The 23,707-nt window shown below is 72.3% G+C and carries 17 protein-coding genes; 5 read left to right on the plus strand and 12 right to left on the minus strand.

Translation table 11 applies throughout. From position 1 onward, the window contains the following. Nucleotides 1-129 precede the first annotated feature (129 nt). Together ACN28C_RS23840 and ACN28C_RS23845 are read left to right on the plus strand one after the other, a co-directional pair. A complete protein-coding gene (locus ACN28C_RS23840) occupies nt 130-705 on the plus strand; it encodes an RBBP9/YdeN family alpha/beta hydrolase (protein WP_422769750.1) in 576 nt (191 codons plus the stop codon). A gap of 164 nt (nt 706-869) precedes the next feature. Beyond that, the gene (locus ACN28C_RS23845) at nt 870-2,474 is read left to right on the plus strand and encodes a hypothetical protein (protein WP_422769751.1); all 1,605 of its coding nucleotides are present in this window, start codon (nt 870-872) and stop codon (nt 2,472-2,474) included. A gap of 57 nt (nt 2,475-2,531) precedes the next feature. Here ACN28C_RS23845 and ACN28C_RS23850 read toward each other — a convergent pair whose 3' ends face one another. The 6 genes from ACN28C_RS23850 to ACN28C_RS23875 form a co-directional block, all read right to left on the minus strand. Then, nucleotides 2,532-3,674, minus strand: a complete 1,143-nt coding sequence (locus ACN28C_RS23850) for a glycosyltransferase (RefSeq protein ID WP_422769752.1) — start codon at nt 3,672-3,674, stop codon at nt 2,532-2,534. A 98-nt stretch (nt 3,675-3,772) separates the two neighbouring features. After that, nucleotides 3,773-5,311 carry a lipid II flippase MurJ gene (locus ACN28C_RS23855; RefSeq protein ID WP_422769753.1) on the minus strand — a complete coding sequence of 513 codons (1,539 nt, stop codon included), beginning with the start codon at nt 5,309-5,311 and terminating at the stop codon, nt 3,773-3,775. After that, the gene (locus ACN28C_RS23860; RefSeq protein ID WP_422769754.1) at nt 5,308-6,558 is read right to left on the minus strand and encodes a glycosyltransferase family 4 protein; all 1,251 of its coding nucleotides are present in this window, start codon (nt 6,556-6,558) and stop codon (nt 5,308-5,310) included. Before ACN28C_RS23860 ends, ACN28C_RS23855 begins: the two co-directional genes overlap by 4 nt. Beyond that, complete coding sequence (locus ACN28C_RS23865) at nt 6,555-7,619, minus strand: glycosyltransferase (protein ID WP_422774789.1); 1,065 nt, start codon at nt 7,617-7,619, stop codon at nt 6,555-6,557. The genes ACN28C_RS23860 and ACN28C_RS23865 overlap by 4 nt, the downstream gene beginning before the upstream one ends. Beyond that, nucleotides 7,579-9,105, minus strand: a complete 1,527-nt coding sequence (locus ACN28C_RS23870) for an O-antigen ligase family protein (RefSeq protein WP_422769755.1) — start codon at nt 9,103-9,105, stop codon at nt 7,579-7,581. The genes ACN28C_RS23865 and ACN28C_RS23870 overlap by 41 nt, the downstream gene beginning before the upstream one ends. After that, a complete protein-coding gene (locus ACN28C_RS23875; protein WP_422769756.1) occupies nt 9,098-10,387 on the minus strand; it encodes a glycosyl transferase family 1 in 1,290 nt (429 codons plus the stop codon). The genes ACN28C_RS23870 and ACN28C_RS23875 overlap by 8 nt, the downstream gene beginning before the upstream one ends. Before the next feature lie 212 nt (nt 10,388-10,599). Here ACN28C_RS23875 and ACN28C_RS23880 point away from each other — a divergent pair, with 212 nt between their 5' ends. Then, nucleotides 10,600-11,868, plus strand: coding sequence for a DUF1800 domain-containing protein (locus ACN28C_RS23880; protein ID WP_422769757.1), 1,269 nt, complete (start codon nt 10,600-10,602; stop codon nt 11,866-11,868). Beyond that, a complete protein-coding gene (locus ACN28C_RS23885) occupies nt 11,868-13,115 on the plus strand; it encodes a DUF1501 domain-containing protein (protein ID WP_422769758.1) in 1,248 nt (415 codons plus the stop codon). The genes ACN28C_RS23880 and ACN28C_RS23885 overlap by 1 nt, the downstream gene beginning before the upstream one ends. Nucleotides 13,116-13,140: 25 nt before the next feature. On the opposite strand, the gene ACN28C_RS23890 is transcribed toward ACN28C_RS23885, so the two are convergent. Next, a complete protein-coding gene (locus tag ACN28C_RS23890) occupies nt 13,141-14,445 on the minus strand; it encodes a sugar transferase (RefSeq protein ID WP_422774790.1) in 1,305 nt (434 codons plus the stop codon). Between the two features lie 347 nt (nt 14,446-14,792). Next, nucleotides 14,793-15,869 carry an LCP family protein gene (locus ACN28C_RS23895; protein ID WP_422769759.1) on the minus strand — a complete coding sequence of 359 codons (1,077 nt, stop codon included), beginning with the start codon at nt 15,867-15,869 and terminating at the stop codon, nt 14,793-14,795. Nucleotides 15,870-16,148: 279 nt separating this feature from the next. Between ACN28C_RS23895 and ACN28C_RS23900 the strand changes: the two genes are divergently transcribed. Further along, on the plus strand, nt 16,149-17,693 hold the full coding sequence (locus ACN28C_RS23900) for a protein kinase domain-containing protein (protein WP_422769760.1): 1,545 nt from the start codon (nt 16,149-16,151) through the stop codon (nt 17,691-17,693). A 63-nt stretch (nt 17,694-17,756) separates the two neighbouring features. On the opposite strand, the gene ACN28C_RS23905 is transcribed toward ACN28C_RS23900, so the two are convergent. The 4 genes from ACN28C_RS23905 to ACN28C_RS23920 all read right to left on the minus strand — a co-directional run bounded on the left by ACN28C_RS23905 (nt 17,757) and on the right by ACN28C_RS23920 (nt 23,525). Further along, nucleotides 17,757-18,299 (minus strand): hypothetical protein, encoded by a 543-nt coding sequence (locus ACN28C_RS23905; protein ID WP_422769761.1) that lies wholly within the window; start codon nt 18,297-18,299, stop codon nt 17,757-17,759. 12 nt (nt 18,300-18,311) lie between these two features. Then, nucleotides 18,312-19,802 carry a hypothetical protein gene (locus tag ACN28C_RS23910; protein WP_422769762.1) on the minus strand — a complete coding sequence of 497 codons (1,491 nt, stop codon included), beginning with the start codon at nt 19,800-19,802 and terminating at the stop codon, nt 18,312-18,314. Nucleotides 19,803-19,895: 93 nt separating this feature from the next. Beyond that, complete coding sequence (locus ACN28C_RS23915; protein WP_422769763.1) at nt 19,896-22,109, minus strand: BTAD domain-containing putative transcriptional regulator; 2,214 nt, start codon at nt 22,107-22,109, stop codon at nt 19,896-19,898. Between the two features lie 111 nt (nt 22,110-22,220). Then, nucleotides 22,221-23,525 (minus strand): radical SAM protein, encoded by a 1,305-nt coding sequence (locus ACN28C_RS23920; protein WP_422769764.1) that lies wholly within the window; start codon nt 23,523-23,525, stop codon nt 22,221-22,223. Nucleotides 23,526-23,707 lie beyond the last annotated feature (182 nt).

Below are 23,707 nucleotides of genomic sequence, written 5' to 3' on the forward strand. Positions count from 1 at the left end.
GCGACGACCGAAACGGCAACAGACCGAGGCGGCAACCGCCCAGACAGCAACCGACCGAGGCGGCAACCGCCCAGACGGCAACCGCCCAGACGGCGACTGTCCGGCTGCGGGTCGGCCTAAGCTTGGCCGGTGAGCCGGATCCTGCTCGTGCCGGGACGCGGCCGCCCGAAGCCGGAACACTGGTTGCGACGCTGGGCCGACGCCAACCCGCACTACCGGTGGGCGCCCTACCCGCCCGCCCCTCCCTTCACGCTGGCGGAACGGATCGCGGCACTGCACGACGCCGTGACCGGTGGCCGGGAGGTGGCGATGACCGAGCCCGCCGTCCTGGTGGCACACAGCGCGGGTTGCCTCAGCGTCGCGGCCTGGGCCGCCGACCAGACAGGAGCGACCGCCCTGGTCCGAGCGGCCCTGCTCGTCACCCCGCCGTACATCGACCCGAGGTTGCCGTCCGAACCGGACGGCCACCCGGACGACGGTGTCTACGGCCCGGTCCCCCGCGCCAGGCTGCCGTTCCGGTCGATCCTGGTGGCCAGCCGAACCGACCCGTACACCACGTTCGCGCAGTTCGAGGAGTACGCCGCCGACTGGGGCGCCGAGCTGTTCGACGCGGGCGACGCCGGACACATCGAGACCGCGAGCGGGTACGGCCCCTGGCCCGCCGGCGAGCGGTTGCTCGCCATCCTCCACAAGGGACCCAGCTGACCAGGTACGGGCACCGGGTCAGGCTCGGCACCCTGTGTCAGCGCTCAGGTACTATCACCGGACGACTGCGGGCAATACACGACCACCGGGCCTCGCCAGGGGCCTCGGGTGCACTGGTCACGCCTCGCTAGGATCCGCACAGAGCGAAGCGGAAGTGGGTTGGGATGCAGCCAGTGGGTCCGTACCGGTTCATCGAGGCGGTCAGCCTCTGCCAGGTCGGCAGCGTCTGGTCCGCCATCGACGGACAGGGCAACTCCTACACGGTGGCCGTGCTCGACGCCGCCGTCGCGGGTGACCAGCGCTGGCGGGACGCGTTCGTGGGCACCGCGCACGCGCTGGCCCAACCCGGTTCGGGCGGGCCCCGGTATGTGCACGCCGAGTTCGCCGCCACCGCTCCCTGGGTCGCCTACGCCGCCGGCGACAGTGGCGGTGGGGAGCGGCTCTTCGCGGCGCTCGGCATGGAGTGCCGCCCTGCCCAGGAAGGGCTCGGCGACGGCGACCCGCCGACCGCGAAGACCGCCGCCACCCCGCCCGTCGAGGCGGTGGCCAACGGCTCCCCGATACCGGACGACGAGCGGCTGGCCACGCCCACGACGCGGCTGGGCCAGGACGTGCCTCCGCCGAACCCGTGGCAGGCCGGGCCACCGCAGCCGACGCCGTCGACGAACGCGACACCGACACCGACACCGACACCGACACATCAGACCTCGGCCCCGCCGCACCAGACCTCCGCACCGCCGCACCAGACCTCCGCGCAACCGGACCAGACATCGACCCCGCCGGACCAGGGGTCGATGTCCCCGCACCACAGTTCCGCTCCGCCTTACCAGGTCTCTGTGCCGCCGGACCAGAGTTCGGCGCCGCCGTACCAGAATTCCGCGCCGCCGTACCAGACCTCGGCGCCGCCGTACCAGACCTCCGGACCTCCGTACCAGACCTCGGGGCAGCCGGAACCGATCTCCGGGTCGCCGCAGCCGCTACCCGAGATGCCGCGGCCGTACTCGGCCGGGCCGTCGACGGACGATTCCTCGTACGACCCGCTCTACTCGCCGGTCAGGCACATCGTGCCCTCGGAGCCCACGCCGCGGCGCGGCCGGCTCTGGCTGCTGGTCGGCGTGGCCGTGGTGGTCCTGTTGGTCGGCGTCGGGACCGTCTACGCGATCGTCACCTCCGGCGATGATCCCGCCCCGCCGGACGCCACCCCGACCACCAGCGCCCTCCCGGAGCTACCACCGGCCACGAGCCCGCCGCTGCAACCAGGGCTGGAGCCGCCGGCCGGTGGCTCCTGGCCGGCACAGTGGCCGACCTTCACCGAACGGGACAACGTCCGCACCCTCTCCGGCCTGGAGGGTGTGGGGTTCCAGGTCAAGGTGCCGATCGACTGGGAGTGCACCCTCGGCGGCCGGGCCCAGGGGTACGTCAAATACAACTGCGGCGTGCCCGCAGGGCAGACCCCGCAGGCCGGTGGCGAGCTGATCGTCCGGGACTGCCCGCAACCCTGCGACGACTCGCAGCAGATCGCCATGCGGCAGGCCGAGGAGGCCTGGGGCAAGCGCTGGACCCGCAGCAGCCAGTTCGCCACGTACGCGGAGGCCACGTTTGTTCAGGACGGCGCGGAACGACACGGCCTGATCGTGGTCGCGTACTTCCGGGGTGGCAGCGACGGCGTGATCAACCGTCAGCTCGTGCTCCGGTTGACCGCGCCGACGAGCGGGGCGAACGATCTACGTCGGGTCGCCACCTATCTGCGCGAGACGCTGATCTTCTGATCTGCGGTTCCCCCGCTCGACCGGTAAACTCGGCTGCCGGTCACGGTCCCGGCTCGGCTACCCGGGGACGCTCTCCGCGATCCAGTCGGCCAACCGGGTCGCGAACTCACGCTCGGAGAACCTGCCTGCCTGGGCCGCGATCCGCGCCGGCTCCAGCTCATCGAGGCGGCCGAGCAGCGAGACGTAGTCACGCGGAGCCAGCGTGTCCACGAGAAAGCCGGACTCTCCGTCGACCACCGTTTCGAGCAGACCGCCCCGGCGGAGCCCGAGTACCGGCGTCCCGCAGGCCTGGGCCTCCACCGGAATGATGCCGAAGTCCTCGTGTACCGGGAAGAGCAGCGCCCGCGCTCCCCAGTAGAGTCGGCGAAGCCGCTCCCGGTCCGGCCGGACCTCGAACCCGACCGGCACACCGGCCCGGGCCGCGGCGCGGCGCAGGTGCTGCTCCTCCGGCCCCGAACCGGCGATGACCAGCGGCATCCCGGCGGCCTCGGCGATGGCGACGACCAGATCGAAGTTCTTGTACGGGATCCACCGCCCCACCCCGAGCAAGTAGTCCCGGGACTGGGCCCGGTCGGCGGCGGGAGCGGCGGAGAAGAACTCCACGTCCACCGGCGGATTGACGACCACCGCATCGCGCCGCCAGTAGCGCTGGATCCGCGCCCGGACCTCCCGTGAGTTGGCGGCATAGCTGTGCACGTGCCTGCTGAGCCGTACGTCGGTGGTCCGCAGGACCTTCCGGGGCAGCGCCAGCAGCGGGTTGTTGCCCCTGCCGTCGAAGGCCGGACTCCAGAGGTACCGTGCCGGTGAGTGCACGTAGCTCAGATATCGGGTCGGCTCCGCCCCCACCAGCCGCACCGTGTGCGCGAAGGCATGGCTGGATGAGATCACCACGTCGAAGTGCTGCCGGGTGAGGGTCCGCCAGACCAGCGGCATCACCGGCAGCGCCGCCGCCTTGGAATGCCGCAGCCAGGTGCGGGCCAACCACGACTCGCGCAGGCCCGGCTCGTCGGAGTCCCGGTCCTGCCAGAGTACGAACCGCTCGGCGTGCGGGACCTGCGCCGCGATCTGCCGGAAGACGTTTTCCGAGCCACCGGTGGCACCGAACCACTCGTGTACCACCGCCACGGAGCGGCCGACGAGCAGGCCGGCCGGCGACGGAGCGGCGGCCCGGTCCGTCGCTGCGGATAGTCGTCGTTGCATGCCGTCGCTCCATCGTCCGGGCGAACCACGCTGATTCCACATTCGGCTTGCGACGCGGGACGGTGCCCGCGCCGACGCCCGGACCCTATCGCAGGGTGTCACGTGCGATTCCGCCCCGCGACGAACTGCCGCATCCGGCCCCAGAAGGTCGCCAGGAACGTCCGCCGGAGCCCGGGAACCAGCGCCGGATATCCGATCCAGACCAGCAGGATCGCCGCCGTCGAGGCGATCAGCCGGGGCAGGCCGGGCCCGGCCAGCAGGTAGCCCAGCGCGGCGGCACCGGCCGCGCCGGGCAACAGCACCACGATCAACCGCAGGCAATCGCCGAGTACCCCGAGCAGCCGGGCCGACAGCACGAACGTCAACAGACCGCCAACCGACGCCGCGACGCCCAGCGTGATCGCTCCCCAATGCCGGAACAGCAGCAGATTGGTGACGATCGCCGCCGCGCAGGAGACCGCCATCACGAGCGCGACCCGGCGGTTCGACCCCCGGGCGTTGAGCACCTTGACCAGGGTGTAGCCGATCACCTGGGCCCAGACCCCGAGCGCGAAGCCGAGGAGCAGCGTGGCGGAAACGTCGACCGCCCGCTCGTCGAAGGCGCCGCGGGCGTAGAGCAGGGTGACGATGCCCCGGCTGTTCAGGCAGAGGACCAGGGAGAGCGGCACGGCCACGAAGAGCACCGGTGGCAGCAGCCGGCGCAGTGCCCCGGTCACCTCCTCCGGCTCCAACCTGGCGAAGGATGCCAGCCCGGCCAGGCCGAGTGGGGCGGCGAGCAGCGCCATGGCGGAGTCGACGACGAACCGGGCGTACTCGGTCGCCGCCACCACCTCGACGCCGAGCAGCGAACCGACCGCCCGCTCGACGCCGATCGACCCCTGCAGGATCACCGGGATCAGCAGCAGCGGCCGCAGCCGGCGCCAGAACTCGCCCGCCGCCACCCGGTAGGCAATCCGGGGCGGCGGTGCCGCCGTACCGTCCGGGGCGCCCGGTGAGACTCCGGCGGAAGCCGCCGCCAGGTAGCCCCGACGCCGGACCCAGAACGCCCCCCAGCCGCACAGCAGCAGGTACGGCACCGTGAAGCCCCAGGCCAGCAGGACGACCTCGCCGGAGAGGTACGCGGCGACCGTGGCGCCGATCAGACCGAGACTCTGCACCGAGGGGCGCAGGTTGATCAGCCGTACGTCGTCGTGCGCCAGACCGACCAACGTGTACAGGTTGTACTGGACGTAGCAGGGTACGGAGAGCGCCGCGATGCCCAACATCGTGGCGGCAAGCTCCGCCGTCTCCCAATCGAGCCCGGGGGCCAGCAGGTCGACCCAGTGCCGACGGCCGAGCACCAGTGCCGCCACGAGGATCAGCGAGAAGGCCCCGAGCAGGGCCCGCACCGCCCGGTAGAGCGCGAGGGCCAGTGCCGGGTCTTCCCGCCGGTACCGGACGTAGAGCGGCAGGAAGCCCGCGGTCAGCGCGTCGGCGGTGAAGAAGTTGATCGGTATCAGGGTTGCTGTCATCGCGACCCGGTTGGCGGCGACCGCCCGGCCGGCCCCGAAGAGGGCTGCCAGCAGCACCTCGCGGGCCAGCCCCAGGACCTTGCCGACCAGACCGCCGAAGACCAGCCGAAGGAAGATGCTGGTCATGGCGGCCCGGACCGACCTCGAAGTTCCTCGAAGAGGGCCAGGTAGCTCCGAGCACAGTGGTCGAGGGTGAGTTCGGCCGGCAGTAGGCTGGCCCGGCCGCCGGGCGTCCGGACGGCAGCCCGAAGCGCCTCCGCAACCGCCTCCGGGTCGTCCGGGTCCACCTGGTGCAGCACCGGTCCGAGCGACGTACCACCGATCGCTCCCGCCGGCACCACGCAGGGCAGCCCGCAGGCCAGCGATTCCAGGACGGTCATCGGCAGCCCTTCGAGTCGGGCCGTGGTGAGCAGGGAGACGTCGGCACCGGAGTGGTATCTCGGCACCTCGGTCGGGTCGACCGGTCCGACGAACGTGACCATGTCCCGGACACCGAGCCGCCCGGCCAGCCGCCGGAGCCGGGGCCCGTCCGGGCCGCCACCGACGAGCAGGAACCGGAACCGCTCGCCGAGACCCCGGTCCCGCAGCGCCGCCGCCACCCCGATCGCCCGGTCCAGCCGCTTCTGTACGTGCAGTCGACCGACGCATCCGATCGCGATCACCTCATCGCCGATCCCGAGTCGGGCCCGCACCTCCGCCCGGGCCGCCGGGTCGAAGCCGAAGTCGGCCGGCCGCACCCCGTTCGGGATCAGGCTGACCCGCTCCGGTGGCACCGACCAGCGCAGCGGCCGGCCGGTCAGCGACTCCACCACCCGCTCCCCGACCGCCACGATCCGGTCGAAGTTCCGATAGCGGGTGAAGTCCCGGGGCAACGCGAGAAGGTTCTTCGGCGAGGTGGCCAGCGACCGGAGGTTGCCGGCCCGCAGCTTCGACCCGAACTCCATCGCCGAGGTGCCGTGGGCCTGCAACACGAAGGGTGTGCCGGAGCGCCCCGAACGGGTCCGCGCTGCCCGCGCCCACGCCGCCCGCCCCGCCGAGGACACCGTCGCCGCGTGTCTCGTCCGGGCCACCGAGTACGCCCCGGCGCTCACCGACAGGACCACGTCCGGCGGTGCGGGCAGCGCCTCCCAGTACCGGCGCGACTCGGCCCACCACGCCGCCGAGTACCGCCCCGGCGCGGTGCCGGGCAGCGGCACCACCTCGACGCCCTCCGCTTCGAACGGACCGTCGGTCCCGGGTAGAGCCGTGGTGACGAGGCGAACCTGCCGGACGTGCCCGGCCAACTGCACGGCGAGGTTCCAGGCCAGCGTCTCCATCCCGCCGATGACGTGCTGGGGGGTCGAGCGGGAGAAGACCAGGATCGAGTCGATCACAACAGGCTCCGGTAGAGCGCCTCCAGCTTCGCGGTCTGCCGGCGCAGGTCGAAGCGCTCGACCACCATCTCCCGCCCGGCCCGGCCGAGGCGCGCGGAGAGATCCTGGTCGCGCAGCAATGCGAGCAACCGCTCGGCCAGCCCACCGACATCGTGCTCGGCGACGAGGAAGCCGTTGACCCCGTCGGTCACCGCCTCCGGGATCCCGCCGTGCTCTGTCCCCACCACAGGCCGGCCCAGCGCCGCCGCCTCCAGCAGCACCATCCCGAGACCCTCCCGAGCGCCCGTGGCCGCGGTCACGCTGGGCAGGCAGAGCAGCCGGGACCGACCCATCCACTCCAGCGTCTCGGCGTACGGCAGCGCGCCGAGAAACCGGACCGAGTCGCCGAGGCCGAGCTCGGCGGCGAGGGCGGCGAGCTGCTCCCGGAGCGGTCCGGCACCGATCAGCACCAGTTCGGCATCGGGCACCGCCCGGCGTACGACGGCGAAGGCCCGGAGCAGATCCGCCGTTCCCTTCACCTCCACCAGCCTCGCCACGTGCAGGATCCGGGGCCGCTCGACGACCGGGGCGGGCCGGATCAGGTCGACGTCCACCCCGATCGGCAACACCACGAGGCGGTCGTCCGGATAGCCCCACTCCAGAGCGCAGCGCCGGACGTACTCGGAGACGCAGACGAAGCTGGCCCCGGTCTCCAGGAGGTCGTCACGCCAGATCGCGTAGTTGACCCAGGAGATCCTGCCGGAGCGGAACAGCCGGGCCCGGCTCAGCGTGACGTCGAAGCCGTGCAGCGTGGTGACGAGCGGGATCCGCAGTCCTCGCGCCAACGGGGCCGCGTACGTCCCCTCGACACCGAAGTGGGCGTGCAGGAGCGCGACGTGCCGCTCGGCAAGGAGCCGCTGCAACCGCGCCGACCGACGGGTCAGGGTGTACGACAGCAGCCCGGGCCGACCGAATTCCGCAACGCTGACCGCGCCGACCCGGAGCGCGTCGGAACCCTCGCCCACCGGCACGCCGGAACCGTCACCCCGGGGGGTGCTGCCGGCTACCGGATCCCTCGCCACCAGCAGCGGCTGGAAGGTCCGCAGCGCCCGCGCCTGGTTCGCGATGAAGGTCTCCGACGGCTGGAACTGCTGGTGCCGCAGGATCCCCACGGTCGGCTGCTGGGTCATCTCCACTCGGCTCCTCGCCGTCGGGCCGGTCCCGAAGCCCGGGCCGGATGAGGTACGCGATCAGTAGGGCGACGATCGGTATGAAGTGGATGTCACCGAAGATGTCGGTGTTCTCCCCCATGCCCTGGATCACCGTCCAGGCCAGCGCCGCCCCGGCGTACGCGACGAACCGGTCGGGCACACCGAGACGGCCACCCCGGACGACGGCGCGGGCGACGAACCCGACGTACCCGAGGGTCAGCGCGAGTCCCACGACTCCGGTTACCGCCCAGGCGGCCAGCAGCAGGTTGTGCGGCGGGAAGACGCGGTAGATGTCGTGTTCGAGCGCGTACCGACCGAAGCCGATGTCCCAGCCGCCGTAGCCGAGACCGAGCAGGGGGGTTCGGCCGAACGCCTCCGCCCCGTACTGCCAGATCTCGGTACGGACGACGAATGCCTCCACGAGCGCGTCGAGGAAGCTCCGGTTGACGACCAACACGGCGATCCCGAGCGCGACCAGGCCGGCTGCCGCTCCCAGCAGGGTGCGCCGGACCACCGCGGTCATCCCGCGCCGCAACCGGTACGCCGCGAAGGCGAGCGCGGGCAGCACCACGACCAGCACCGTGGCGGACTTCGACCCGGTGAACGGCACCGCTACCAACGCGGCGACCCCGACCAGTCGTGCCCAGCGGGACCCGGTGATCGACGCCAGGGCCAGCCCGGCCAGGCCGTTGACCCCGAGAAACATCGCGGCGACGTTCGCGTTGACGAAGACGCCGCCGGACTTGGCGTCGTCGAAGACGTTGTTCGGCCGGTCCGCGTAGAGCGCGGCGACGGTGTTCTGGCCGGCGAAGAAGCCGCCGACCGAGCGGAGGAACGCGTCCTCGATACCGGGCTGGAACCGGAAGAGGAGCACCAGGGCGACCTCGGCGAGCACCCACGGCCAGTACCAGCGTTGGATCCGCCGCAGCGGCTCGGCGCCGAGGCGGGTCAGCCGCACGAAGAGCGCGATGCTGAGCAGGAACTGCCCCAGCACGATGATCGACTGAAGTCCGGCGCGGGGCTCCGGTGACCAGAGCAGCGCCGCGACCCGGATCCCGAGCAGGGCGAGGAGCACCTGGACCAGGCGGTCCCGCAGCAGTGCCCGGTCCGGTGTGCGGAGGACGCAGAGCAGCACCCCCGGCGCCAGGAGCAGCGTCCAGAAGGTACTGAGCGGGACGTCGATCAGCCCTTCGGGAAGGAGGTAGAGCTGCGGCACGGCGAGGACGAGCAGCACGCCCACCGTGACCGGCAGCTTGCCGGGCCCGATGAGCTGCCGGGCCAGGGTGCGAAACCGTGCCCGGCCTCCCCCGTCCGCAGCCCCGGTGCGCGCCGGCCCGGCCACCTCCAGCTCAGCCACGGAAGCGCCCCGCCCCGGACGAGGGGTGCTGGTCGAGACCGTCGGCGAGGATGCCCCGGAGCACCTCGCCCCTGGACCGCCAACCGAAGCCTTCGGCCTGCCGGCCCCTGCTCGCCAGCTCGGCGTCGCTGCTCGGGCCGATCATCTCGACGACGCGCGCGACGAACCCCGGGACCGAGTCGCGGACGTCGACGGCGTCGCTGCCAGCAGCGGCCCGGAGCACGTCCGGGAGCGGCGTGCTGACCACCCGGAGCCCCGCGGAGAGGTATTCGTAGCACTTCAACGGGCTGACCCCGAGCGTGTAGTCGTTGAGGGCGTACGGGATCAACCCCACCGTGCAGGTGCCGGCGACCTCGGCCAGTTGGTCGACCGTGAGCACGCCGAGGTACGTCGCGCCCAGCCGCTCCAACTCGGCGAGTTCGCGATCGAACCCGCCGCCGCCGGCGGCCAGCGGCCCGGCCAGCAGCAGCTCACCACGGCCCCGCAGACCCCGGGTCAGCGCGCGAAGCAGCGCGACGTCCAGCTTGTGCGGGGAGAGGTTGCCGGCGAAGAGCGCGGCTGGACGCCGCCGCGCGGCGGGCTGGCGGGCCGCCGCGAAGACGTCGATGTCGGCGACGTTCGACAGCGTTCTCACCTCGGGAAACTTCACCGTCCGCAGGTGGTCGGCGACGAGGTCACTGGTGGCGATGGCGAGCCGGGCCCGGTCGGCGAGGGTCCGTTCGCCGGCCGCGACGGCCACCGCGTCGATGCCGGGGAAGGCGCTCAGCAGGTCGACGCAGTGGTAGACGGTGAGGTCGGCATGCCGCTCCAGCCCGTACGTCACCGGAGTGAAGGTCCAGAGGACACGCGGCTCCGGATCCCGCCGCCACCGCGTCACCGCCCGCTCGAGCAGCAGCCGGTTGACCAGCCGGGTGGGTCGACGGTGGTACGGCACCACCAGCGGTGAGATCACGCTCGCCCCCTCCGGCACCGGGCGGTATCCGGCCCGACCGCCTCGACGGAGGGAGTTGTCTCGACGGAGGGAGTTGCGCAGCCGGGTGGCGATCCGGCGCATGTCCCGGGCGTCGGGGCGGATCCGCCGCAGTCCCAGGGACTCGACGAAGTAGGTCGGGTGTGCTCGGGCGAACTCTCGCACCACATAGTGCTGGTTCGTCGCGATCTGCGCGTTCCACTCGGCGGTGCCGAGCACAAGTACGGCAGGGTGGCGGGTCCCGCCGGACCGACGGACGTCTTCGGGTGGTGTGGTCGTCGTCAGGTCTCGTCCGACCTCGTGGGGCAGCATGTACCGCCTCTTTCGCCGTGCGGGGTGGCGCGCCGGGCTCGCCCGACGACTGGAGCAGACTACCTGTCCATCCGGGACCGGTTCGCCGCGCTCGGGGTCGTCGCCCGGCGACGCGCTCTGGCATCCGTCCCGGCCAATGTTCTCGGCGGTACGTCGCATTGCCGTCCAATCGAGCCATCGCGTATCGCAGAGCCATCGCATATCGTGCTGGCATGTCCGACCATGTCGCGCTGCTCCTGCGTCGCGCCGGTTTCGGCCCGACGACCGAGGAGCTGGCCGCGGCACAGCGGTCGGGATATCCCGCCACACTGGCCAACCTGCTGGAGCCGCGCGGTCCGGATGTCGGCGCGACCAGGGCACCGATCCCGGAGCTCGGTCCGGACCCGCACGCCTACCTGCCGAATCCCACACCGGAGCAGCACGCGAACGCCGACGCCGCCCGCAAGGAGCAGGTCGAGCTGATCCAGCGGTGGTGGCTGGACCGGATGATCGCGGCGAGCCACCAGGCGACCGAAAAGCTGATCTTCTTCTGGCACGGCCACTGGGCCACCTCGGCCGACCACGTCCGGAGTGCCCAGCTCATGCTGGCCCAGCACCGTACGCTGCGGGAGGCACGCGACTTCGCGGAGCAGGCGCACCGCATGGTGGTGGACCAGGCCCTGATCTATTGGCTGGACGGGCACTACAACAAGAGGGGCGCACCCAACGAGAACCTGGCCCGGGAGTTGTTCGAACTCTTCATGCTCGGCATCGGCAACTACACCGAGCGGGACGTGCAGGAGGCCGCCCGGGCCCTGACGGGCTGGCGGGTGGTGCTCAGCCGCCGGACGCCGGTGCACGATCCGCCGCACCACGACAGTGGTCGGAAGACCATCCTCGGCACGACGGCGAGATTCGACGCCGCCGGCCTGGTCGACCTGCTGCTGAACCAGCCACAGTGTCCACGCTTCATCGCGGAACGGCTCTGGTTCCGGTACGCCTCGGCGACCCGGCCGCTGCCGGAGGAGACCCGGGAGCGGATGGTCGCCGAGTTTCCCGTACCGGGTCGGATGCTGCGGGCGATGTTCTCGGACGCCGCCTTCCCTGCCACCGCACACACGCTGCCGAAACAGCCCGTGGAGTGGCTGGTCGGTGCGATGCGGCAACTGGGCCTGCGGATGGCATCGCTGCCGGTCGACACCGCCACCGAGATCCTCTACGACGTACGGGCGCTCGGGCAGATGCCGTTCGCGCCGCCGAGCGTCGGCGGCTGGCCGGCCGGCACCGCCTGGCTGACCTCCGCCGCCGCCGAGGTGCGGATGAGTCTCGGCGACAAGCTCGTGGGGTTCGTCGCACCCACCCGGTTGACCCCGGAGGAGGTGGCCCGACTGCTCTGCGTCGACCGGTGGAGCGACCGGACCTACGCGGTGCTGCGGGACGCCAAGGACGCCCGCCAGTTGCTGACGCTCGGACTGGCCAGCCCGGAATACCTGGTGACCTGATGGACACGCTCACCCGACGCCGGTTCCTGGTGGCCTCCGGTGTGGTCGGAGCCGGAGGGCTGGCGGCCGGTGCCACCACACTCGGCCTCGCCGAGCTGCTCCGCCGCTCCTCACGGGCCGCCGTGGTCGACCCGGAACAGACACTGGTCCTGGTCACGCTCTACGGCGGCAACGACGGGCTGAACACCGTCGTGCCGTACGCCGACGGAAGGTACCACTCGGCCCGCCCGGAGCTGGCGTACACCGGCGAGCAGGTCCTGCGCCTCGATGACACGCTGGGCCTGAACCCGAACCTCGTCGGGTTGAAGCGACTCTGGGACGCCAAGCGCCTCGCCGTGGTCCTCGGCGTCGGTTACCCGAAGCCGGATCGCAGCCATTTCCGTTCGATGGACATCTGGCAGACCGCCTCACCGGGCGTCCCGCTCTACACGGGTTGGGTCGGCCGCTGGCTGGACGGCGCGAACGCCACCGCAGAGGCTGCGGTGAGCTTCGAACCGGTGCTGCCCCCGCTGCTGGTCGGCGCGACCCGGGCCGGGGCGCGGGTCAACCTCCGCGGGCTGCGACTGCCGTCCGGGATCGACACCGCGGCGATCGCCGGGCTGGGGCGGCCGGCCGGCGGTGAACCCCCGATGCTGGCCAGGGCAGCCGCGTCCTACGCCGACCTGCTCCGGGTGGAACGGCTGGTCCGGGAGTCGAAGGAGGCCGCCGGAGCCGACGCCACCAGGCGGCCGGCCGGGCAGGCGACCGGTACCGGCGGCTCCGGCGCGCTGGCGTCGCAGATGTCGCTGGTGGCCCAGTGCATCGAGACCGGGGTGCCGACCCGCGTCTACTCGGTGAGCCTGGGCGGGTTCGACACGCACGCCAAGGAGCGGCCGGGGCACGACGCGCTGCTCCGCCAGTTGGACGGCGCGCTGACGGCCTTCGTGGAGCGGATGGCCAGGACGACGGCGGGCCGCAAGGTGACGGTCGTGGTCTACAGCGAGTTCGGTCGGCGGGTCAGGGCGAACGGGTCCGACGGCACCGACCACGGCACCGCCGGGCCGGTCTTCGTACTTGGTGGGCAGGTGTCCGGCGGCTTCTACGGCGAGCAGCCCAGCCTGACCGACCTGGACGACGGCGATCTCAGGGCGACGGTCGACTTCCGGCAGGTCTTCGGCACCGTCCTCGGTGCGGTGCTCGGCGCCGACCCGGCCCGCTACCTGGAGGGTTACCAGGTGACCCCGCTGCCGTTCCTGCCCACCGGCTAGCCCTCGTCGCACCGGCCGACGCCGGTCAGCGGCCGCCGCCCCGGAACACCTCCACGACCGTACGAAGCAGCACCTTGGTGTCCAGCCAGAGCGACCAGTTCTCGATGTAGTAGTTGTCAAACCGGGCCCGGTCGGAGATGGGGGTGTCACCGCGCAACCCGCTCACCTGGGCGAGCCCGGTCAGCCCGACCGGCACCCGGTGCCGCATCGCGTAGTCCGGGTGCTCGGCGGAGAACTTCTCGACGAAGTACGGCCGCTCGGGGCGGGGGCCGACCACGGTCATGTCGCCGCGCAGGATGTTCCAGAGCTGGGGCAACTCGTCCAACGACGTCCGCCGCATGAAGCGGCCGACCGGGCCGACCCGGCGGTCACCGGCGATCGACCAGTGTGTCCGGGACTCGATCTCGTCGGCCGGCTGCATCGTCCGAAACTTGATGACATAGAAGGGCCTACCGTACCGGCCGATCCGCTCCTGGTGGAAGAAGACCCCGCGCCCGCCCTCCAGCCAGGTCGCGACCATGCAGAGCAGCAGGACCGGGCTGAGCACCACGAGCGCGACGGAGGCGAAGAGGAGGTCGGAGGCGCGTTTGACCATCCACCGCAGACCGGAGAGGCTGGTGTGCCGGATCTGCACGACCGGGATCGCGCCGATGTGGTCGGGCAGTCCGCCCGGCGAGCGGGAACCCCAGAGCCGGGGCACGATCCAGATGTCACAGGTCGCGTATTCCGGTCGGGCCAGCAGCTCCATCAGGCGGGGCTCCGGATAGTCCGGTTCGGCGACGACCAGTACGTCGCACTCGACCAGTTGAAGCAGGCCGGGGAGCCGGTCCAGGGTCCCGAGCAGCGGTGGCGACGTCGGAGCACGCTCTGCCTCGGCGTCGACGAACCCCGCGAAACGCAGGCCGTACTGCGGATAGCGGCGGAGCAGCCGGGCGAGCTCGGCGGCGATCGTGCCACTCCCGATGACGATCGCGTTGTGCTCCACCCATCGCCGCTTGCGGGCGACCAGCACCGCTTGCCGGGTGATCGCACGCCCGACGATGACCAGCCCGGCGGAAAGCGCCACGCCGCGCATGAAGTCGGTCATGTAGTCCACCGAGCCGTGCCGCATCGCCGCGATGATCGCCACGATCGCGGACGAGGCGAGCAGCCGCCCGCAGAGGCTCGGCAGCTCGTCCAGGATGCTCATGTGCCGACGTCCCCGGTAGAGGCCGCCGGCGGCGAAGATGGTGATGGTGAGCCCTGCGGTGAAGACGGTTCCCCGCCAGTAGCGGTCGCTGATCAGCAGCGGCGCGAGCAGCGCGGCGAGGTCGACCGGCGCGGTCAGCATCCAGGCCCGCAGCCGGCGGGTCCGCACCGAGGCCCGGGAGCCGGCGTACGGCAGCACGGTCGTCGTGTCGCTGCCCGCCCGGCGCGATGGCGGCGCCTGGTGCAGCCCGGCAGGGGAAAGGGGGCCCGCCGGCAGTTCGGCCCCCGGGTCGACGAGCGCGACGGCATCGGTGGAGGGCACGGTCGCGGACCGCTCCGGCGGGCCGGTGTCGGGCAGCCCGACCGCCGGGTCGTGCTGTGCCAACGGCCACGTCGACATCTGCTACCTCCCCCGTGACGACGACCTCCCGTCGGGACGCCGGCTGCGGGATGCGGCCACGGCCGCATCCCGCCGTCAGATGCGACCGGTCACTTCGCTCCGCTCAGAATTTCGGGTACGGCGTCCCGGCGCACCGCGTCGTAGAAGGTCTTGACCTCGTCGGTCTTGGCGAACACGACGCTTTCGTCGCCGACCCGGCCGGTACCCTTCGTGGGGCTGGTGATGAAGGTCAGGTTGCCGCTGCGCAGGTGCCGCAGCTCCATCCCCATGTCGAACAGGGAGAGGGTCTTGTCCACCGAGACGGCGTCCGCGGAGGCCCTGACGAAGGAGTTCAGCTTGGCCGGGTTGGCCAGCGTGCCGCCGGAGGCGGCCTTGTCCAGGATGGCCCGGATCACCTGTTGCTGGTGCCGGATGCGGGCGAAGTCCCCGTCCTTGAAGGCGTAGCGCTCCCGGGCGTAGTCCAGTGCCTGCGCGCCGTCCATCGTCTGCGGCCCCTTCTTGAACTCGCGGCGCCCCGTCGGCAGCAGCGAGTGCGTCGAGGTGAAGCTCTCCTCGACGGTGAGCTGCACACCGCCGAGCGCGTCCACGATTTCCTTGAAGCCGGCGAAGTCGACGATCGCGACGTGGTCGATGCGGACCCCGGTGAACTTCTCCACCGTCTGCACCATCAGCGGAATTCCGCCCCAGGCATAGGCGGCGTTGATTTTGGCGTCCCGGCCGCCGTGCCGGCCGTCCTTGGACTTCGGCACGTTGACCCAGGTGTCCCGGGGGATCGAGACGAGTTGGGCGCTCGACCGGTCCGCCGGCAGGTGGGCAAGGATGATGGTGTCGCTGCGCGAACCACCGGTGTTGGACGGGTCCCGGGTGTCGCTGCCCAGGATCAGGATGTTCTTGGCATCCGTCGCCACCTTGGCCGGGCGCGACTCCTCGGGCACCTCGTCGAACGCCTCGACCCGCTCGATGCCCGACTCGAGCGACTTGACGTAGATGCCGGCCGCGACCGCACCGCCGCCGCCGAGCAATGCCAACACCAGCAGCGTGATGAGAAGGATGCGCCTGGTGCGTCGCCGTCGCTTGGGAGCCGGAGCCTTGCCGGAACTCCCGTCCGGAGTCACCGTGATTACCTCGGTGGAGTCGGACTCCGCGAGTTGGGGATGGTGTGGCATGGCTTGATGCTACTGATGTCCGCAACTATTTCTGTCCCCCGATTCCGGCTCGCTCCCACCAATGTGGTCCATCGCACTGATCCACAGGTCAGCGCCGAGTCGAACGCCGGGTCGCGGCTGCGGCACCACCTGCCCGAGTAGGTCCGAGCAGGGCGGTCAACCGCCGCCCGGTCCGGCCGCCCGACCGTTCGGCCGAGGTGCTGCACGATCGACGACAGTGCTGGTACGCCCACGGCGTGTGGATCCCTGGCGCGACGCCGGGCACGACAGACTGTGCCGGTGGAGGAGCAGCAGGTACTCGGCGGCCGCTACCGGCTGACCGACCAGCTCGGCCGGGGCGGCATGGCGGTGGTGTGGCGAGCCGACGACGAGGTGCTCGGCCGCCCGGTCGCGGTCAAACTGCTGGCCGGCCCGCACGCCCGGGACCCGGTCTCGCGGCACCGGATCCGCCACGAGGCGCGGGCCGTCGCCGCACTCTCCCACCCCAACATCGCCCAGGTGTACGACTTCGGCGAGTCGGTCACGGGACTGTCCTGCATCCCGTACGTGGTGATGGAACTTGTCGAGGGTGGCACCCTCGAGCAGCGCATCGCCGCCGGACCGCTGCCGCCGAAGGTCTCCTTCCGGATCTGCGCCGAGGTGGCCGCCGCACTGGCCGCCGCGCACGACCGTGGCCTGGTGCACCGCGACATCAAGCCCGGCAACGTGATGGTGACGCCCTCCGGAGCGAAGGTCGTCGACTTCGGCATCGCCGCCGCGGTGGGACGGGACGACGCGGACGAGTGGGGCGACGAACTGCTCGGCACCCCCGGCTACCTCGCTCCGGAACGGATCAGCGGCGGCGCCGTGGTGCCCGCCTCCGACGTGTACGGCGTCGGCGTGCTCCTCTACCGCCTGCTGGCCGGGCGAGCACCGTGGAGCGCGGAGACCGCGACCCAGATGTTGCGGGCCCACGTCTACGTCGAACCGGCCCCGCTGCCGCCGCTGCCGGGCGTACCGGCAACGGTCACCGAGCTGTGTCAGCGCTGCCTGGAGAAGGAACCGGAACGGCGCCCGGCGGCCCGGGAGGTGGCCGCCGTGCTCGCCAGGGCGGCCGGGGTGCGGGTCGTCGACGACGGACTGGCCCACTCGTTGGCCCCGGTCGCCGTCGACGGTGAGCCGTCCACGGTGCTGGTGGCCCCCGCTGCCCGCGGCCGCGGCGGTCGGCTCCGCGCCGGGGTCCTGGCCACCTGCACCGCGGTCGCGGTCACCGCGCTGCTGCTCTGGCTCGCCGATCCCCTCGGTCCGGGATCGCACCGGCGCGGTGGGGTGGCGGCGCCGGGTCCGAGCGGCCGGCCGGCTGTGGGCCCCGGGCCGTCGGGCGGAACCGCCGACGGGTCCGCGCCGCCGTCGACGCGACCGGGGCCGCTGACGTCGCTGATCGGCATGCCGGGGTTGCCGCCGGCCGGCTCCGTGCCAGGCCCGGTGACCGGATTTCCACCGGGCGGTCAGCCCGGCGGGAGCCCCGGCAGCGGCGGTCCGGGCAGCGGCGAACCGGGCATGCCAGGCGAACCGGCACCGTCGGCCCCGGAGTCGCCGCCCACCCCGACACCTACCCCTGAGCAGCGGACCCTGACGTCGGACGGCGGATCGGTCCGGGCGACCTGCGACCGTGGCGACGCCTGGCTGCTCTCCTGGGAGCCGAACCGGCCCTACCGGACCGAGGAGGTCGAGCCGGGGCCGGCACCGGCCACGATGGTCAGGTTCCGGCACGGCAACCGCGACGTGCGGATGACCATCACCTGCATCGACGGGGTCCCCTCGACCACGAACACCACCGGATGACTGGTTTCAGCACCCGGGCAGCCGCGCCACTCCGGCCGGGAACGTCAATTCCAGCCGGGCACGCTACATCCGGCCGGCCACGACAGCGGCCAGTTCCTCCAGCGGCTTCCGGCTCTCCTTCGGATCGTTCAACAGCACCAGCTTGACCGCGACCCACTGGCCGCCCTTCTGGACGAAGAAGGCCCCGTCCTCGGCGTACGCCTCGTCGCCGATTCCCGGCAGCGGCCAGATCTCGTGCCCGAGCTCACGCTCGATGTCGAGAAACTTCTTCGCCCCGTCCCCGACGTAGATCTCCACCTGGGCGGTGGGGCCGGTCACCGGCCCGGTGTAGCTGCACGTCTCCCGGATCGGGACCGCGTCGTCGAGCGGGGTGCCGGCCAGCTTCTCGGCATCCGCCTTGGTGACCAGGGCACAGGCGTCCAGTGGCGCGGCCGGCGGTGCCGCGGCGGTGGGCCCGGTCGCCGGCTCGGTCCCGGCGACGGCCGGTGGGTCGCCCCCGGCAAGGCTCGGCGGATCACCGCCACCGGACCGGCCGCAGCCGGTGGAGAGGACGAGCGCGAGCGCCGCCAGGGTCACCAGCACCAGGCGGCGGGTACGGACGATCATCACGAGTTCCTCTCAGCCCACACAGAGTGGCACGTTCGGCAGGGTCTGGGCCGCCCGATGGATCGGCCACAGCTTCTCGCTCTCGAGTTCGAACTTCAGCTTCGTCGGCAGCAGTTTCTGGAGTTCCTCGATCGCCACGGACGAGGCGGTCACCCCGAACCCGCCGCCGACCTTGGCGTTCAGGCTCGCCGAGACGCATCGGGCCAGTGGGGCGCCCAGCGCCGAGCCGTTGGTGACGCCGAGATCGACCACGAGTTTGGCGTACGGGCCGGCGAAGGCGGCCGGCATGCCGATGCCGAACTGGATCTTCGTCTCCACGGCGAAGGCGAGCCCGCTGGGGCCGATGGAGATGCCGGTGATCGAGTCCATGATGCTGCGGACCACCGAGAGGGTCGGCTTCTGCAGGGCGCCGTCGATCATGCCGATCGTGCCGTTGACCGCCCACTCTCCGGCCGCCTTGACCGTGGTGTTCCGGCCGCTCAACCCCGTGGTGACGATGAACTTCCAGGTGTTGCTGTAGACCAGCGGCTCACCGGGAACCGGTATGTTGATCTCGACCGGGACCTCGACCCGCACCTTCCGGTTGTCGTCCGCCCCGTTCGCGGCGCCGGCCGACACGTCCACCGAGATGCTGCGGATACCGTCGATGGCGAAGGTGGCCGCGCTGCCGATCCGTCCGTTGCTGATCGGCACGTCGGCCCGTACCCGTAGGTCCGCCACGTTCATCGCGAAGTCGATGTAGACCTTGAGGTTCTCGTCGGCCGCGTACCCGATCTTCAGGCCCAGCTTGCCCTGCGTCCGGTAGGGCTGTGCCTCCCAGTCGCCGACGGTGACCGCGAAGTTCCGTTCCCGCGCCGGTGGCAGCCGGCCCCCGCCGGCCGGGGCGAGCCGGACCGGACGCAGCGCGACGAGGGTGGTCGCGCCGTCACCGCTGGCGTACGAGACCGGGATCGCAGCGCCACCGCTGGTGCGGCCGATCGGGGTGACCGCGTCCTCGGGAGATCGCGTCCCGGCCGGCACGCTGACCGCCCCGGGCAACTCCGGTATCTCCTGATACACCAGGGCCGCGTCGTCGAGCCGCCGGTCGGAACGGAAGTGGGCGTCCCGGAAAACCTCGGTGAGCGTCACCGGGGCCAGCGTGACCGCCAGATCGCCCCCGTCCCGCCGAACCTGCACCACCCGGCCAACCGCCCGGCTGGTGGCATACATGATCCGACCCGGCTCCAGGTCCCCGGCGCCCGGCGTGTCGGCCTCCAGCGTCCAGGTCGTGCCGTCCGCGCTGGCCGACCGGATCGCCTCCGGTCCACCCTCGACGAGGACCACGTCCGGCTGGTAGCGGACCGAACCGTCTCGCAGCGGGCCGTACCCGTAGGTGCTTCCGGCCTCGCTCGCGCCGCCGGCTCCCCGGCCGGAGTCGACGCCGGGCCGGATCCCGCACGATCCGACGCCGACCACCAGGACGGTTGCCAGCACCAGCGACCCGTACCGCCGCCACCTCGACATCCACCGCTCCCGCCACGCCTCGGCCGGGGTCGGGGCGCGAGCCGCCGGCGACCCGGCACCCTGCCACCCGGAGGCCATGATGGCCGGCCATGTTCAGAGGCGGTTCAGGAATCCTTCAGGGCTCCGGCCCACCGGAAAGGCCGCCGGTGTTACCTCGATCTCCCGCATCCGCTCGAGGTAGTCCCGGTAGCGCCGGGCCGCCTCGCCATGCCGGCCGGCCGCCGAGAGCGCGCTGACCAGGCCCAGGTGTGCCGACTCGTCGTAGCCGTCCTCGACGGTCAGCCGCAGGTACCAGCCGACCGCCGCCTCCGGCCGGCCGGTACGCAGGCAGCGCAGGGCCAGCCGGCGGACGAGTTCCCGGTGCAGCTCCGCCAGGGCGGTACGCGGACGGTTCACCCACTCACCGGTCACCTCGCCGTCGTCGCAGAAGTCCCCGGTGTACATCGCGGCGACCGCCTCCAGCCGGCCCAGCACCTCGACGTCGCCCGCCCGTTCCCCGGCCGGGGTGCCGCCCTCCGGCCCCGGACGCCCCGGTGGCGGGCTGGCCCCGTCCGCCGCGATCGCCGCCCTGGCCGCGTCGTGGAAGTGCACCGCGTCCACCCACACCTGGGCCGGGTTGATCCGCACGGTCGCCGGGTCGGTGCCCAGGTACCGGTCCGCCGGGTGCCGCCGGTCCGGGTCGAGCACCGCCCGGACGGTGGAGACCAGCACCGACAGCCGGCGCAGCGCCACCTCCGGCGGTGTCTGCGGCCAGAGCAGGGCGGCCAGGTTCTCCCGGGCCAGCGGCCGGCCGAGCTGACCCGCCAGCACCTTGACCAGCTCTCGCGCCTTGCGGGACTGCCAGGCGGCCGCCGGTACCGGCACTCCGGCCAGCCGGACCACGAAGTGCCCGAGAGTCTGCACCGCGACCTCGGGGACCGGTGCGGGTCCGATCGCCGCCAGCGGTCCGGCGACGTGCCAGGCCCCCTCGCGTACGCCGAGCTGGTGCAGCCGCTGGTATGCGACGTCCTCGGCCGGCCGGTCCGCCGTGAGCCGGGCCCGGAGCAGCGCGTTCGTGGCGAGCGCGACCTCGTTGCCGGCATCGGCCCAGATCTGTGCCGCCTCGACCAGCCCGACGGTCGGGCGTAGTGCCGCCCGGTCGGCCGGCTCGGCCAGCGCGGCGGCGAGGGCCGCGAGTTCGATTGCCTCGGCGAGCCCGGCCGGATCGCGCCGACGCCCCGCCTCCGTCCGCGCCCGCTCCGCGTGCCGCCGGGCGGTGCCGGTGTCGCCGGCGCAGAGCGCGACCCAGCCGGCCGCGAGTTCCGCCACGGTGCGACCGTTCGCGCTGGGCATCGCCAGTGCGCGTTCCGCGTACCCGGCCGCGACCGCCGGGTCGTCGGCGTACCGGGCCCGGGCCAGCCCGGCGCACGCCTCCATCAGCACCTGCGCGTTGCCGTCCGGTTCCGCCATCGCCGACGCCGCCTCGTAGGCCGCCACCGCCCGGCTGGTCGAGCCGCAGACCCGGTGCACCCGGGCGGTGAGCAGCAGCCCGAAGGCGGCCAGCGGCGAGCCGTCCCGCTGCCAGAGGCTGAGTGCCGCGTCGGCGTCGCTCCGGGCCCGGCCCAACTCGCCGAGGCCCAGCCACGCCTCGGCCCGGTTGTGCAGGGCCAGCGCCAGCAGCAGCCGCTGCCCGGTCTGCTCACCGAGCCTGATCGCCGCGCCGAGTTCCTCGGCGGCCGCCCGGTAGCGCCCCTCCTCCACGAGCCGACTTCCGACGTTGCAGTGGATCCGCAGCTGCTGGACCAGATCACCGGCCCGCGCGGCGGCGGCGAGCGCCCGGGCGTACGCGTGCTCGTTGCCGGCCCGGTCTCCCTCGCTGAACGCGGCAAGCGCCCGGGCGACGTAGGCCGCCGCGATCGCCGCGTCGTCCCGGCTCTCCTCGGCCGTCCGGACCGCCTCGTCGGCGAGGTCGCGGGTCCGTTCCCGATCACCCCGCGCCCACCGGACCGCGGCCCGGCCCGCCAGCACCTGGGCCCGGTCCGCCAACGCCTCGGCCGGGTCGCCTGGTCCGGACGGCTCCCCCTGCCCGCCCGGGCCGGACGGCTCGTCCGGGGGCGGCCCGATGTCCGGCACCCGGTCCAGCAGCGCCTCCGCCTCGTCGAACTCGCCACGCCGGTGCAGGAGTGCGGCGAGCCGCCAGGCCAACGCCGCCGGCAGCGGCGTATCGGCCGGTACCGCCGCCACCAGCCGCAGCGCCTCGTCGTGCCGCCCGTCCCGGGCCGCCGACTCGGCCAGCACCAGATCCGCCCGACCCTCCGGTCGCGCCATGCCGATTCCCTCACTCCCCCGGAGCCGCCCAGTGCCATGATCCAACAACCCGGCAAGCGCGGGAATCGCCGCACCGGTGCCGTCCCACGACGACCGGGCGGACCGGGGAGGTCACTCCGCCGGCAGGGTGTCCATGAACGAACTGACCGAGAAGACCGCGTTGCCGGCGCCGGGCGGGCCGTAGCCGGGCGGGCTGGTCAGACCGTTCGCCTCCATCGTCGCCCGGTACGCCTCCAGCAGCCGGATGTGGTACTCCAGCGGCGCGCCCTGGGGGTTGGTCCGGCCGAGCGGCGTGGTCGGCTCCGGACACCAGGTGGTGAACCGGGGGGTGATGCCCCGGGACATGAAGAACTGCAATCCCTCGGTGGTCGACTCGATCGCCTCGTCGACGGTGCCGAAACCGAACGGCTCCGCCATCTCGATCCCGGCGACGAAGTTGGGGATGACGTTGCGCGGTCCGAAGATCTCGGCCGAGTCGAGGATCCGGCGGTGCCACTCCTCCCGGCCGACGTACCGCTCCTTACCGGGGCAGTAGAGCTCGAAGAGCCGCTTGTCCCAGACCTCGTAGTTGGGGTGGTAGATCCGGATCCCGTAGTCGTGGAAGCGCTGCACGTCCGCCTTTGGCAGCGCCTGCGCGACGACCTTGCCGATCCACCGCCCCGGGAAGCGCTCCTCGATCGCCTTGGCGTACCGGCCGTAGAAGTCGGCCTCGGTCAGCCCGTCGACCTTGGAGGTGACGCTTCCACCGGTCAGGGTGTACGCCTTGGATGCGCCGAGGGTGTCGTGCCGGTCGATGATCTCCATCGCCTCCAGCACCTCGTCCACCGGCTTCACCCCGGTGTACGGCCGGCCGGCCGCCTTGTGCTGGCGCCAGTTGTGGTTGATGTCGCAGTACTGGCACTCCTCCTTGGCGCCGAAGTACTGGCAGACCCGGAAGACGGTCAGATAGATCAGATAGCCCCACTGGATGGTCGGGGCGACCTCCATCACCGACTTGCCGCCGGCCAGGGTGTGCCGGTAGTACTCCGGCATCGGCGGCAGCCCGACGTCGGCGATCGGCCGGTCGTCCAGGTAGAGCCGGAGCATCCCGTCACCGCCGTCCCTGACCCGGTACGGCGAGTCCGGGTTGACCCGCACCGAGACGACGGTGCGGCGCAGCTCGTACGGGCCGCCGGTCAGGACGATCTCCTCCGGCGGCCGGCGCAGCGCCGCCGAGCCCAGCTCGGGCAGGGTCCGGTGGTCGAAGGAGAAGATGAAGTACGACTTCGGCTTGACCTCGCCGTCCTCGTTGTCGGTCAGCGCCGAGTCGTCGAAGGCCATGCCGCCGCGCAGCAGATCCTCTTTGATGACCGCCTCGCGCGGAATGTGCGGAAAGCGCCCCATCAGGTCCTCGACGAGATCAGTGCGGGTCTGCACGCGCGCTCTCCTCCTCCGCCACGACGCCGCCGGATCGCCCGGCGAGCCTGCCGTCACCATGGCACCCCGGGCCGGCCGCCCGGCGACCGCCTCCTGCGCGGTGTGCCCCCGACCACGCTACCCGCGCCCCCACCGGGCCAACCGAATGGATCAAGCCTCGGCGAGCCGCCGGGGCGGAATGG

This window comes from Plantactinospora sp. WMMC1484, from assembly GCF_049315195.1.
Classification (GTDB): domain Bacteria; phylum Actinomycetota; class Actinomycetes; order Mycobacteriales; family Micromonosporaceae; genus Plantactinospora.

Bases quoted from the DNA above. Each gene is read 5' to 3' on its own strand.
- ACN28C_RS23845 (WP_422769751.1), top strand. From the start codon at position 870: ATGCAGCCAGTGGGTCCGTACCGGTTCATCGAGGCGGTCAGCCTCTGC.
- ACN28C_RS23850 (WP_422769752.1), bottom strand. From the start codon at position 3,674: ATGCAACGACGACTATCCGCAGCGACGGACCGGGCCGCCGCTCCGTCG.
- ACN28C_RS23855 (WP_422769753.1), bottom strand. From the start codon at position 5,311: ATGACCAGCATCTTCCTTCGGCTGGTCTTCGGCGGTCTGGTCGGCAAG.
- ACN28C_RS23875 (WP_422769756.1), bottom strand. From the start codon at position 10,387: ATGCTGCCCCACGAGGTCGGACGAGACCTGACGACGACCACACCACCC.
- ACN28C_RS23880 (WP_422769757.1), top strand. From the start codon at position 10,600: ATGTCCGACCATGTCGCGCTGCTCCTGCGTCGCGCCGGTTTCGGCCCG.
- ACN28C_RS23885 (WP_422769758.1), top strand. From the start codon at position 11,868: ATGGACACGCTCACCCGACGCCGGTTCCTGGTGGCCTCCGGTGTGGTC.
- ACN28C_RS23890 (WP_422774790.1), bottom strand. From the start codon at position 14,445: ATGCTGACCGCGCCGGTCGACCTCGCCGCGCTGCTCGCGCCGCTGCTG.
- ACN28C_RS23895 (WP_422769759.1), bottom strand. From the start codon at position 15,869: ATGCCACACCATCCCCAACTCGCGGAGTCCGACTCCACCGAGGTAATC.
- ACN28C_RS23905 (WP_422769761.1), bottom strand. From the start codon at position 18,299: ATGATCGTCCGTACCCGCCGCCTGGTGCTGGTGACCCTGGCGGCGCTC.
- ACN28C_RS23910 (WP_422769762.1), bottom strand. From the start codon at position 19,802: ATGTCGAGGTGGCGGCGGTACGGGTCGCTGGTGCTGGCAACCGTCCTG.
- ACN28C_RS23915 (WP_422769763.1), bottom strand. From the start codon at position 22,109: ATGGCGCGACCGGAGGGTCGGGCGGATCTGGTGCTGGCCGAGTCGGCG.